The following is a 12274-nucleotide window of genomic DNA, read 5'->3' on the forward strand; positions in this document are numbered from 1 at the left end:
CTTAGCCTTGAAGACTGGAAAAGAATAATCGAAACGCTGAAGATTATGTCAAGCAAAGAATTAATCCAATCCATTAGACGGGCAAAACAACAGTTACGCACTAAAACCAGATTGCTATCTTTTGAAGAGGTATTTGGAGATTTATAAAACATACTTTTCTCCTGAGTTTCTAAAACAAACTACACGATATAGCCATTTTAAAAAGGTAATTGCCAATAAGATAAAGCTATTGGCAGAAAATCCGTATGTAATTTGTAAAAGCGAACTGCTTGTGGGCGAACTTAAAGGGCTTCGTTCCGCAAGAATTACGAAGTCATTTAGAGCTATCTTCTCGGTCTGTGAGGAGTGCATGGCAAAAAGATTCCAGAAACTCGTCGGTTGCTCACCATCCCTCTGTGAAAAAATGGGTTCAGACACCATAGTTTTCCTCACTTTTGGCCCTCACGATAAAGCATATTCATAACTCCCTCCTGAATCTTTTATAAACCTTAAAATCCATGATTCCTTATTTTTTCCTCCATAACCTCCCAAGCCCACAATGTCCTGTCTGATTTGAGGGCTATGGTGTGATAACCTCCTGCTGAAATCTGGGGCTTTACCACTGCCTCTACAGGCAGGGCGAACATAAGAGCGGTAAAGCAGAAGAGCAGAATCATCGCAATAGTACGGAAGTGCAGAAGTGCAAATCCCCCTGTCTATAAGAAACCTGCTTATATTAAAAACATAAAGAACAGGCAAAAGTTAAGGTAAAAATACCCTAAGCGTAAGACTCATTGGGAGGGCTTATTACATACCACGAGCATATTATCTATCAGCCTTACATCTCCGAACTTCACTGCCACTGCCAAAAGGGCATTGTCTTTTATCTCAGTGAGCTCATCGAGGCTCTCTACATCATATACACCTGCATACTGCACCTCTGCAATAAGGGGCTCGGGTTTAAGGATGTCCCACATAAGCCCTTTGATTTTCGCTACATCCATTGTGCCTGATTTAATTTTTTCAGAGGCTGATTTAAGTGCCCTATAAATTATGCCTGCGGATTTTCTCTCCTCAGGCTTAAGATACTGGTTTCTTGAGCTCATTGCAAGACCGTCTTCCGCCCTTTGTGTTGGGCATATGACTACATCTACTTCCATATTGAGGTCATTGACGAGCCTCTTTATGATAAGGTACTGTTGGTAGTCTTTCTGTCCAAGGTATGCCCTTGTGGGATATACAATATTGAAAAGCTTTGTAACGACAGTGGCAACCCCTTTAAAATGTCCTTGTCTGAATTGACCACAGAGCTTTTCCGAAAGCCCTTCTACATCTATGCTTACTGAAAAGCCATCTGGATACATGGAAGAGGCATCAGGCAAAAAAAGTATGTCTACTTCAGCCTCTCTTAAGAGCTTTGTGTCTTTCTCTATATCCCTTGGGTATCTTTGGAAATCCTCTTTTGGTCCAAACTGAAGCGGATTTACGAAAATGCTTGAAACAACAATGTCATTTTCAAGCCTGCTGGTCCTTAAAAGACTCTTATGGCCTTCATGAAGGGCACCCATCGTTGGAACAAAACCAATGCTTTTACCATGCATCCTTTGTGTTTTTACCTCATCCTGCATTATTCGTGGAATCCGTATTATCTGCATGTTTTACCTTTGGATAGTTATTTTAAATTGCCCTTGTATCTCTTTCATAAGTGCATCGAGAAGGTCTTTTTCCTTTAGCCTCTTTATTATCCTGCCTGACCTAAAAAGAATGCCTGTGCCTTTACCAGCTGCTATTCCAATGTCAGCCTCTTTAGCCTCTCCAGGGCCATTAACAACGCATCCCATTACTGCAACTTTAAAAGGCTTCTCGATACCCTTAAGCCTTTTTTCGACCTTTCGGACAAGTCCTTTGAGGTCAATCCTGCATCTTCCGCATGTTGGACAGGACACAAGCTCAGGGCCTCTTTGTCTAAGCCCAAGTGACCTCAAAATCTCATAAGCAGTCCTTACCTCCTCTATGGGCTCTTCTGTTAAAGACACTCTGATTGTATCGCCTATTCCCTCTGAAAGGAGAATTCCAAGTCCAACAGAGCTTTTGATAATGCCTGAAAAATGAGGTCCTGCCTCTGATATGCCGATATGAAGCGGATAGCTATACCTTTCTGCAAAGCTCCTGTATGCTTGGATTGTGGATAGCACATTGGATGCCTTAAGCGAAACCTTGATGGAAGAAAACCCCATATCCTCAAGCATGGATATGTGCCTTTCTGCAGACTCAACGAGTGCTTCGGGTGTTGGATGACCGTATTTTTTCAAAAGGTCTTTCTCTAAAGAGCCTGCATTTACGCCTACCCGAAGGGGTATAGACTTGTCAAGGAGTGCATTGACTACTTCTTTGAGCTTCCATCTTGCACCGATATTTCCGGGATTAATTCTCAAGCCCGATACACCCCTTTTTACAGCCTCTATGGCAAGCCTCCAGTCAAAATGCACATCTGCTATAACAGGGATTGGCGATGCACTGGTGAGTTTTCCAATTGCCTGTGCGGCATTCATATCAGGCACAGCAACCCTTATAATCTCACAGCCTTCCCTCGTTAGCGCCCTTATCTGCCTTAGGGTAGATTTAATATCAGAGGTGTCTGTCTTTGTCATCGTCTGAACCCTTACAGGGCTTCCCCCTCCTATAGAGACATTGCCAACGAAGAGCTTTTTTGTGTCTGTCCTTTTAAATGTCATTTTTTATATCCCCCTCGGAGTTTTTCTTCATTTCTTTAATAAGCTCTATTGCCTTCAGGTGGTCTGAAAGGGTAATGGAGAATGTATGAGTTCCATCCCCATTTGAGACAAAGTAAAGGTAAGGAACCTTTGACGGATAAAGGGTTGCCTTTATAGAGTTAATACCCGGAGAGGCTATTGGCCCAGGAGGCAGTCCTTTTATATGGTATGTATTATATGGAGTCTTTCGCTTTAAGTCTTTTATTTTAATGCCTGCGCCCTGTGGCTTTATCCCGTATATCGAAGTTGGGTCTGCCTGAAGTAGCATCCTTCTTTTAAGTCTGTTATGGTACACTGCTGAGATAATATACCTTTCCTCATTTACCTGTGCCTCCTTTTCTATTATAGATGCAAGGGTAAGAACTTCCCTTTCGCTTAGTCTAAGGCTATGAGCTTTAGTTATTAAATCACCGCTAAATTTCTGTCTGAGCCTCTGAACCATAATCCTTAGGACTTCTTCTGGCTCGAGCCCTTTTGGAAATGCGTATGTATCCGGAAAAAGATACCCCTCAAGGGAGGGCGCAGATATATTAAGGCTCATAAGGAATGTCTTGTCATTTGAAAGTCTATCAAAAACCTCTTCGGTTATTATCTCGTTTAAGGAGAGCTTTTTCTTAATCTCAAGAAGGCTGTCGCCTTCCAAAATGGTCAGTGTGCTCTGGATGATAAAGCCCATTTTGAGTGCCTTGAAAACATTCCATGCATTCATGCTTCCCATAAAGGGATAGTAGCCGGGCTTTATGCGTTTATCCAGCCTGCTTATTTTTCCTAAGGCAATAAAGATATTTTTGTCATGTATTAAGCCCTGACTGTAAAGTGTGTCAACCGCCTCTTTAAAGCTCATGCCTTTTTTTATCCTTACCTCGATTGGCTTATCGAGACGAATTGGAATAAATACTGCTGAAAGCACATATATGAAGAAAAACCCTACGATGATAAAGATGACAAATAGTATTGCTCTTTTCATTACTTCTCTCTTGTTTGCTCCATTAGTGCCTCCTCAAGAAGTTTTATCTCCTCTTTGAAGGATTCAGGATGTGGCGCATCCTGAGATGGAATCGATGGGTCCCAGTATTTTACATATAGCTTGAATTCATCGAGTGCCTCTTTAAGCATGTTCATTCTCAAATAGGTCCTTCCCATATTATAGTGTGCCTTTGCAAAGGTTGGTTCAAGTTCGAGGGCTTTTCTATAAGAGGCATACGCCTCCTCTGTCATGTCTTTATGGGAGTAGGCATTGCCGATATTGTAATAGTACCCTGCGTTATCCGGGTCGACCTCGATTGCCCTCTTATATGTTTGTATTGCATAGGTGTAGTAGTGCCTTTCTTTGTAGTTATAGCCCAAGTTATTAAGTGCCTGTGCAAAATCAGGGTTAATCTTAAGGGACTTCTTATATGCCTCTATCGCATCGTCAAATGCATAATGGATTTCAAATAGATTGCCTATAAAGAAATACGACATATAGTCCGTGGGGTCTTTTTCGACTGCGACATTGAAATAAGAAAGTGCCTTTTCATCAAAGCCATGCTTCATGTATGCAATGCCTGCTGACCTCCAGAGCCTTGGGTTATCCGAATAGAGCTTAAAGAGCTTATCGAGCTCCTTGAGGTATTTCTTTTTCTCGATTGCCTTGAGCATGGCAAGTGAGACCCTGAAGTCAGGATTGTCTTTAACCTTTAAAGTACTTTCGAGTGTCTCCTTTGCGGATTTGTAGTTTTCTAAGTAGATATAGGCATCGGAAAGCCGTAGCAGTTCTTCTACTTCGATTGAATCTAAAGCCTCGTATGCCCTGATTGCCTTTTGCCATTTGCCTTGAAGAAAATAGATTTCGCCTGACATATATTCTTCGGAAGTCGCATTCAGCACTCCTCCTGATGCCAATGAAAGGGATAAAACCAAAGTGGCTACAGATATAAGCAAAATTTTTATCACTTCTATATTTTAACAGAAATTCCTTCCCCTGTTGCCTCATTTAAAAATCTTGATGAAATAAAAATCGTTGCCATCTCCTTTTTTTATAGGTTCAAGTTGAATTCCCTAAGTGCTTGAATTATCTTCATTTTTATCGTTAGAGTGTTCAATCTTTTTCATTTTGTTCAAATTGCCGCCTTTTTCATCACCCTCTATGAGCCTTGCCTTGTCCATGAGGATTGCAGAGGCAATAACCTTGCACAAAATCTTTTTGCTCATATGTCGGCCTGTCATAGCTTAAATCAAAAGGAGATGAAGGAGTCAAGATGAAGTATTTCACCTGAAGTATTTCACCTGAAATGTTTCACTTAAGACATTTCCACATCCCGTCATTCCTGCTTGTCAGGAATCCTTCCGACTTGTTCGGAATCGAAAGAAAGATTCTGGACAAGCCAGAATGACAATCAACGAAACCGAATGCCAAAAAATTGGGGCAACTCCTGTTCTAAATTGGCAAGACAAACAGAAATTCCTCCTTGAGATTATCTTCTTTATATGGGTATAATTAGCACTCCATGAAAAACAAGGTCTCCATTATAGGCTGTGGTAATGTTGGCACAACAACTGCTGGGTTTATTGCACAAGCAGGCATTTCGGATGTTGTGCTTTTTGACATCCTTGAGGGTATGCCTCAGGGAAAGGCATTGGATTTATCAGAGGCATGTCCCCTCTGGGGCTCGGCTTCGTCCATAAAAGGCACAAATAACTATCAGGACACCAAGGATTCCGATATTGTCGTAATTACTGCCGGACTTGCAAGAAAGCCGGGCATGTCAAGAGACGACCTTCTTTTTGCAAATGCAAAGATTATAAAAGAGGTGGCAGTTCGGGTCTCAAGGCTCTCGCCTGAAGCAGTTATCATAGCGGTTACAAACCCTATGGATGCAATGGCATATCTTGCATGGAAGACATCGGGGTTTCCGCATAAAAGGGTAATAGGGATGGGAGGAGTTCTGGATTCATCGAGGCTAAGGACTTTTACTGCATGGAACCTCGGGGTCTCTCCATCGGATATAGAGGCAATGGTAATTGGAAGTCATGGAGACGAGATGCTCCCACTCATGAGATTTACAACCCTAAAGGGTGTCCCGGTAACAGAGCTAATTAAACGGTCCGAGATAGATGCTATTAAAGAAAGGACTAAAAAAGCAGGTGCTGAGATTGTCGGGCTTCTTAAAATAGGTAGTGCTTATTACTCTCCAGCACAGTCGGCATTTGAGATGATAAAGGCAATACTACTCGATGAAAAAAGGCTTCTTCCGTGCTCTTGCTATTTAAATGGCGAGTATGGTGTAAGGGGAATCTATGTAGGTGTGCCTGCCATCATAGGAAAAGAAGGTGTTGAAAAGGTCATAGAACTTAAATTAGATGATCCTGAAATTGAGGAATTTAAAAGTTCCATTGCCTCTGTTAGGGCAATGATAGAAAAGCTCAACATATAATACCAAGGAGGATTTATAGTGCAGAGGACTCTTTCTATTGTAAAACCAGATGCTGTAAAGAAAAACCTGATAGGTAAAATAATTGGACGGTTTGAAAAAGCAGGGCTCAGGGTATCTGCCCTTAGAATGTTTAGGATTACAAAGGAAACCGCAAAAAGGTTTTATATCGCCCATAAGGATAAGCCCTTCTATGAAAGCCTTACTGATTTTATATCAGAAGGACCCATAGTGGTAATGGTGCTTGAGGGGAAAGATGCCATTTCAAAGGTAAGGGACATAATGGGTGCTACAAACCCAAAGGATGCAAAGAAGGGGACACTCAGGGCTGATTTTGCAGAAAGTATAGACAGGAATATTGTTCATGGTTCCGATTCTTTGGAGTCTGCAAAATATGAGATACCGTTTTTCTTTTCAGCAATTGAAATAATGGAGTAGGAGGTTTTATGGATTATTTTTTAACAGAAGAGCAGGTGATGCTCAGGGACTTAGCAAGGCAGATTGCAAGTGAAAAGGTCATACCTCAAAGGCATGAGCTTGATGAAAAAGAAGAGTTCCCGTGGGAGATAATGAAAGTCCTTGCCCAATCAGACCTTTTGGGGCTTTTCATACCTGAAGAATATGGTGGTCTTGGCAAAGGCTCTTTAGAGCTTTGTATTGCGGTTGAGGAGCTTTCGAGGGCATGTCTTGGGGTTTCAACAACATATGCGGCAAATGCATTAGGCACATATCCACTACTTCTTTATGGCACAGATGAGCAGAAAAAGAAATACCTTCCTGACATAGCATCGGGCAAAAGGCTCGTTGCATTTGGCTTGACAGAGGCAAATGCAGGCTCTGATGCAGGTGGTATACAGACAACTGCCCAAAAAAATGGAAACGAATATGTCCTTAATGGAACAAAGCAATGGATAACAAATGGCGGCGAGGCTGAAATCTATACAATCATCGCAATGACTGATAAATCTAAAGGCACAAGAGGTGCATCTGCATTCATAGTTGAGAAAGGCACAGCAGGCTTTACATTTGGGAAAAAGGAAAAGAAGATGGGTATAAGGGCATCTGTAACTCGGGAGCTTGTGTTTGATAATTGCAAAATCCCTAAAGAAAACATTATCTCAAAGGAAGGAATGGGCTTTATTGTAGCTATGAGGACATTAGATAACTCAAGGACAGGAGTCGGTGCACAGGGTGTTGGGGTTGCACAGGGTGCATTCGATGAGGCAGTGAAATTCGCAAGGCAGAGGATTCAGTTTGGACATCCAATTATCAGCTTTCAGGCAATTCAGCATATGCTTGCCGATATGGCTACTGAGATAGAGGCAGGAAGGGCATTAGTTTATTCGGTTTGTAGATACATAGACAGTGGTGCAAAGGACATAACAAAGGAATCTGCAATGGCAAAGCTCTTTGCCACTGACATTGCAATGAGGGTTACAACGAATGCAGTTCAAGTCATGGGTGGTGCAGGATATATGAGGGAATACCCTGTTGAGAAAATGATGAGGGATGCAAAGATTCTTCAAATCTACGAGGGCACAAACCAGATTCAGAGGAATGTCATAGCACAGGCACTCATTAAAGAGGCGGCGAGGAAGAAATAACAAAGGTGATGGATTGAAATTCAGTGAGCTTATTAGGTTATTAGAGGAAAATGGATTTAGAATTTTAAAGGAGAAAGGCTCTGTAAGATACTATGGCAAGCCGGGATGGGATAAGTTAATCAGAGTTGATTATCATGGTTCAAAAGAAGTCCCAAAAGGCACCTGTCATGCTATACTTAAATCGGCAGACATTAAGAGATAGAAAGGAGCTATCAGGATGATTGAACTGGAATACTCCCTCGTAATAGAGGCAACCGAAGAGCCTGATTACTTCGGATTTTATTCTCCTGAGCTGGAAGGTTTCTCAGGTATCGGTCATTCAATTGAGGACTGCCTTTATAAAGCAAAATGGGGGATGATTGAGCATGTGAATCTCTTGAAGGAAAAGGGACTTCCTGTTCCTTCAAAAAACCCGAACCCTAAGATTATTGTTCAGAATGAACCTAAGATGGCGATTGCGTGAAATGTAGGTTAGAATGAACCTCAGGTCTTGACAGTTCTTTTATAGATATATGAAGGAACTAATCAGATTCAGAGGAATGTCATAGCACAGGCTTTGATTAAAGATGCGGCGAGGAAGAAATAGAAGGGGTTTTAGCCTACCCCAAATCCAGTGCGAATTTTATAGCCTTTTTTATATCTGTCAGCTTATCGCTCCTAAGCAATGTGATTCTTTCGGTAAGAAGTTCTTTACGGATGGTCATGATTGTATCAAGATTTACCGCACACTTTTTCGGCATGCCGTCTTCGGGTCCAAGCAGGACTTCAACGGGGATTCCCCTTATTGTTCTTGTAACCTCTGCTACTGTTACTGCATTTCTTATAGAATATGCCTCGTCCCTCGAAAGAAGCACTACAGGACGCTTTCCAACCGGAAGCGGAAGATTAGCCCACCAGATCTCACCCTGCTTCAATCCCAGTCCTCTTTAGACAGAATCTCAATGGATGCTTTTTCTATAGCTTTTATCTCAGGCAGTTTTTCTGGATGTTTTTTATAGCCTTCTTCGTATAATCTTATCAGCCTTTCCTTTTCTGCTTTATCTCTAAGAAGCCTGATTGCTTCAGTTATAACACCGCTCCTTGTGATACCCTCTTTTTTCCTTACAGTCTCGATTGCCTTGAAGTCCTCATCAGTTATGCTTATTGCCAGTTTAACTGCCTTTGACATTAGGAACCTCCAGTATGATTATTTTCATACTGAAGTATGACTAATCTCGAAATAAAAAGTCAATACTACTATCTCCTGCCGAGCCAATCGGCAGGGAAGGTTCTATCTTTAGCAGGGAATCCAGAAAGGCAGTTGGAGGCGTTTAAGAAGGCATTGGGATTCCTGCTTTTTTAAGCACCCTGTTGATTTCCTCTGGCATTGTCCTCATGTCTCCTGCCAGGTAAGAGTCCTCTGCTATGAGCTTTATCACCTTTATCATGAAGTCCCTTTTCCTACTGCTCATCTTATCGAGGGTTTCGAGTTTGTGCATATAAAATTCCATAGATGCCCTTCCAAGCTCATCCCTTACCTCATTTAGTGTCATATTCTTTGGCTTTACTACAGGCTCAACGAGATTATATTTGCTATAGTCCCGTACTTCTACATAGGGCTTAAGCTCAGGATATATCTCCGAATAAGGCCAGGGGGCTATGGCAAGGAAGAATGCAAGGTCAGGGTTATAGTGCTTTGCAAGCTCAACTGTCTGCCTCATGCTGTCCTTTGTATCATCGGGCATTCCAAGGACAAAGGAGGTCTCTGAGACGATGTCCTGTTCATTTATCAAATCCAGTGCCCTTCTGGATTCCTCCACCTTGATGTCTTTCTTGAATATATTCAGGGTCGTCTGCGAGGTGGACTCCACACCCACATATATGTGGTCAACCCCTGCCTCTTTGTACTTCCACATAATGTCTTCATCCCTCAGAATATCATCGACCCTCGTTTCAAGAAGGAGCCTTGTATCAAGCCCCCGTTTCATCTTAAGGTCAAGAATTTGCTCCCACCTTTTTCTTGAAAGCGTTGGTGTCTCATCGGAGAGCATTACGACATTCACGCCATATCTGTCTCTTAGATATTCAAGCTCGGCTATGAAATTTTCAGGGCTTCTTGCCCTCCATCGCCTCTGCCAAAAAAGCTGTTGACTGCAGAAACTGCACTGCTGGGAGCACCCCCTCGAGGAGCTTACAATAGCAAGGACAGAGCCTTCCATAGGTTTATATGTATAGTGATGCCAGTCTATGAGGTCCCATGCAAGGGGAAGTCCGTCGAGGTCTTTTATGAGGGCTTTCATGGCTGTTACAACTACCGTGCTACCTTTTAAGAATGCTATTGATTTTACTTTTTCAGGATTATCGCCTGCACTCAAACAGTCCATGAGCTCAACCATGGTCTCCTCGCCCTCTCCCCTTACGATGTAATCCACATAGCCATGTTGCTCCGTGAGCACCTCCTCGTAGCAGAATGTAGGATGGACATTGCCTATGACAGTGACAACCTCAGGATTGACCTGCTTGGCTAATTTTAAAACCTTCAGGGCATCTACGATTTCTGCTGTAAAGGCAGTTGTAGCAACCACATCGGGCTTTGAGTCCATGATGCGCCTTTCGATGTCTTCGTAAGTATGCCTTAAGCTCATGGCGTCGTAGATTTCAGGCTCATAGCCTGCGCCCCTCAGAGAGCCTGCTATATATACGAAGCCCACATTGAGCCAGACCCCGGCAGATTCAACCACGCCCGAATGGTAAGGAGGGGTTATAAGCATGATTCTTTTAATTTTCATTTTTATATTTTACCAGAGGGATTATACGAAGAGTATCTTTTTAAATCTCTTCTTTGCCCTCATTTGAATATCACCGTGTACTGCCAGTAAGTGCCGAGGCCAAAGATGGAAAAAAGGATTATGTGCTTTGCCAGAAGCATCTTTCTCCTGAACCTCTCTGATTCCTCTCCATATACGCTTCCGATGTAGGCATAGGTGAAGGTTCTGCCCACGCCGGCAACAAGCACAGTGGCAATACAAGCTATGCCGATATAGAAGAACTCTCTCTGAATTTCAGAGATAAGAGGCACAAGGGCTTCATCCTGCACCCTCTCGAGCCACCAGACCACAAACACCGTTGCCGCCCAACATCCCGCGGCAAAATCGTGGACGAATCCCACGAAGATGGTGAATATTTTTTTCCTAAACGCTTTTTCCATCGGCAATAGTTTTTACCCTCATTTGCCATTCTTGGTAGGCTATCTTCATCCCACGACGAACAGGTAATTGTCGCATCAAAGAGGCTAAATGGGTCGTGGGAAACCCAGTCAGGGGAATATCGAACAGATGCCCAAATAACTTTTTTAAACTTAGTAATTTAAGAGAAACCCGATAAAATTTTTCTTCTCTTGCCTCAGGGCTCATCTCGGGCAAGGGATGTTCGAAAACAGCATGTGCACCGTCATAAAATTCCCAGCCTTTATCTTTGAATAAGAACGGTTTATATTCCTGATAGAGATCTGTACCTGGATAGGGGACCAAAAGCGCAGGATGAACATTAACTCCCAGTCTGTCTGCAACTTCTACTGTTCGGTCAAAGTCATCAAGGGTATCCGCTCTTCCACCGAGCATCACCGACAGCGTTATATCGATGCCGTAATCCTTTACCATCTTAACCGCATCTTCCCGATTTCTACCCATTTTTTCTGCCGCACAATACGCCTTAAGCCCCTCATCGGAAAATGTTTCCCATCCTACCCATAGTGAGATAAGTCCACTGTCTTTTGCTGACTTAAGGAGTTTATGACCCAATGGAGTCTGCACTGCCTGCAAATCGCCATAACCAAACCATTTTTTCTTCGAACCTTTTAAGGCACTAAAGAGGTCTATGGCTCTCTGGATATTGCCTACCCAAATATTTTCGTCGGCATTTAAGTAAATACTCCCCTGGCAAGTCTCTATTTCTTCGACTACATCTTTTATGGGACGGTAACGAATAGTGTCTCCAAAAAACTTTCTTGACGAACAAAAACTACACCTATAAGGACAACCCCGCACAGTAAAGATAACACTGATTCTATATGGATGATTTGTAAGACCTTTCAAAGGAAATGGTACATTATCTAAAGGGAGAGGTTCGCCGTAATAAAAGGATTTCAAGCTTTCTCTTTGTGCATCATGTAGAACTTCGCTCCAGACCGATTCCGCCTCGCCTACAACCACCGAATCCGCATGTGCCTTTGCCTCTAAAGGCAGGGCAGTCGGATGTATCCCTCCTAAAACAACATGGATGCCCATTTTCCTTAAGGCATCGGCAAGCTTGTATCCCCATGTGGCTGTACTTGTTTTACAACTTATACCCACTAGGTCGGCATCTATATCTTTCGGGGAAAAGGAAGAAAAATTTCCATCCACAAGTTGGATTTCTGCATCTGGCATCGTCCTCTTTGTAAGAGCAGCAAGATATTCTAAAGTCAAGGGTGCAATTGGTGCCTTGCCAAAGGGCATTGGTGGCATAATAAGACAAACTTTCATTA

General features: G+C 42.6%; 17 protein-coding genes. 6 read left to right on the forward strand and 11 right to left on the reverse strand.

The window, feature by feature from the left end:
- Window positions 1–133 precede the first annotated feature (133 nt).
- Window positions 134–463 (forward strand): hypothetical protein, encoded by a 330-nt coding sequence (locus HY805_02205; protein ID MBI4823028.1) that lies wholly within the window; start codon window positions 134–136, stop codon window positions 461–463.
- Window positions 464–488: 25 nt separating this feature from the next.
- Here HY805_02205 and HY805_02210 read toward each other — a convergent pair whose 3' ends face one another.
- The 6 genes from HY805_02210 to HY805_02235 all read right to left on the reverse strand — a co-directional run bounded on the left by HY805_02210 (window position 489) and on the right by HY805_02235 (window position 4946).
- A complete protein-coding gene (locus HY805_02210) occupies window positions 489–626 on the reverse strand; it encodes a hypothetical protein (GenBank protein ID MBI4823029.1) in 138 nt (45 codons plus the stop codon).
- Between the two features lie 144 nt (window positions 627–770).
- Window positions 771–1634 (reverse strand): pantoate--beta-alanine ligase, encoded by an 864-nt coding sequence (locus HY805_02215; GenBank protein MBI4823030.1) that lies wholly within the window; start codon window positions 1632–1634, stop codon window positions 771–773.
- Window positions 1635–1637: 3 nt separating this feature from the next.
- Complete coding sequence (gene ispG, locus HY805_02220; GenBank protein ID MBI4823031.1) at window positions 1638–2714, reverse strand: flavodoxin-dependent (E)-4-hydroxy-3-methylbut-2-enyl-diphosphate synthase; 1077 nt, start codon at window positions 2712–2714, stop codon at window positions 1638–1640.
- Window positions 2704–3720, reverse strand: a complete 1017-nt coding sequence (gene mltG / locus HY805_02225; GenBank protein MBI4823032.1) for an endolytic transglycosylase MltG — start codon at window positions 3718–3720, stop codon at window positions 2704–2706. Before mltG ends, ispG begins: the two co-directional genes overlap by 11 nt.
- Window positions 3720–4688: a tetratricopeptide repeat protein gene (locus tag HY805_02230; protein MBI4823033.1), complete on the reverse strand. Its 969-nt coding sequence runs from the start codon at window positions 4686–4688 to the stop codon at window positions 3720–3722. Before HY805_02230 ends, mltG begins: the two co-directional genes overlap by 1 nt.
- A gap of 105 nt (window positions 4689–4793) precedes the next feature.
- Window positions 4794–4946: a hypothetical protein gene (locus tag HY805_02235; protein ID MBI4823034.1), complete on the reverse strand. Its 153-nt coding sequence runs from the start codon at window positions 4944–4946 to the stop codon at window positions 4794–4796.
- Window positions 4947–5242: 296 nt separating this feature from the next.
- On the opposite strand from HY805_02235, the gene mdh reads away from it, so the two are divergent.
- From mdh to HY805_02260, 5 genes are read left to right on the forward strand one after another with little or no spacing between them, the layout of a single operon-like run.
- Window positions 5243–6169, forward strand: coding sequence for a malate dehydrogenase (gene mdh / locus HY805_02240; GenBank protein ID MBI4823035.1), 927 nt, complete (start codon window positions 5243–5245; stop codon window positions 6167–6169).
- An 18-nt stretch (window positions 6170–6187) separates the two neighbouring features.
- The gene (gene ndk / locus HY805_02245) at window positions 6188–6604 is read left to right on the forward strand and encodes a nucleoside-diphosphate kinase (protein MBI4823036.1); all 417 of its coding nucleotides are present in this window, start codon (window positions 6188–6190) and stop codon (window positions 6602–6604) included.
- 8 nt (window positions 6605–6612) lie between these two features.
- Window positions 6613–7770, forward strand: coding sequence for an acyl-CoA dehydrogenase family protein (locus HY805_02250; protein ID MBI4823037.1), 1158 nt, complete (start codon window positions 6613–6615; stop codon window positions 7768–7770).
- Window positions 7771–7783: 13 nt separating this feature from the next.
- Window positions 7784–7972: a type II toxin-antitoxin system HicA family toxin gene (locus HY805_02255; protein MBI4823038.1), complete on the forward strand. Its 189-nt coding sequence runs from the start codon at window positions 7784–7786 to the stop codon at window positions 7970–7972.
- Window positions 7973–7987: 15 nt separating this feature from the next.
- The gene (locus tag HY805_02260) at window positions 7988–8233 is read left to right on the forward strand and encodes a type II toxin-antitoxin system HicB family antitoxin (GenBank protein MBI4823039.1); all 246 of its coding nucleotides are present in this window, start codon (window positions 7988–7990) and stop codon (window positions 8231–8233) included.
- Between the two features lie 136 nt (window positions 8234–8369).
- On the opposite strand, the gene HY805_02265 is transcribed toward HY805_02260, so the two are convergent.
- The 5 genes from HY805_02265 to HY805_02285 all read right to left on the reverse strand — a co-directional run bounded on the left by HY805_02265 (window position 8370) and on the right by HY805_02285 (window position 12272).
- A complete protein-coding gene (locus tag HY805_02265) occupies window positions 8370–8684 on the reverse strand; it encodes a type II toxin-antitoxin system PemK/MazF family toxin (GenBank protein ID MBI4823040.1) in 315 nt (104 codons plus the stop codon).
- Window positions 8681–8938 (reverse strand): hypothetical protein, encoded by a 258-nt coding sequence (locus HY805_02270; GenBank protein MBI4823041.1) that lies wholly within the window; start codon window positions 8936–8938, stop codon window positions 8681–8683. The genes HY805_02265 and HY805_02270 overlap by 4 nt, the downstream gene beginning before the upstream one ends.
- 142 nt (window positions 8939–9080) lie before the next feature.
- Entirely contained in the window at window positions 9081–10538 is a 1458-nt protein-coding gene (locus tag HY805_02275) for a cobalamin B12-binding domain-containing protein (protein ID MBI4823042.1), read from the reverse strand.
- A 59-nt stretch (window positions 10539–10597) separates the two neighbouring features.
- Window positions 10598–10957 (reverse strand): hypothetical protein, encoded by a 360-nt coding sequence (locus HY805_02280; protein ID MBI4823043.1) that lies wholly within the window; start codon window positions 10955–10957, stop codon window positions 10598–10600.
- Complete coding sequence (locus HY805_02285; protein ID MBI4823044.1) at window positions 10941–12272, reverse strand: B12-binding domain-containing radical SAM protein; 1332 nt, start codon at window positions 12270–12272, stop codon at window positions 10941–10943. Before HY805_02285 ends, HY805_02280 begins: the two co-directional genes overlap by 17 nt.
- Window positions 12273–12274: the final 2 nt, after the last annotated feature.

Source organism: Nitrospirota bacterium, from assembly GCA_016207905.1.
Taxonomy (GTDB): Bacteria; Nitrospirota; Thermodesulfovibrionia; order Thermodesulfovibrionales; family JdFR-86; genus JACQZC01.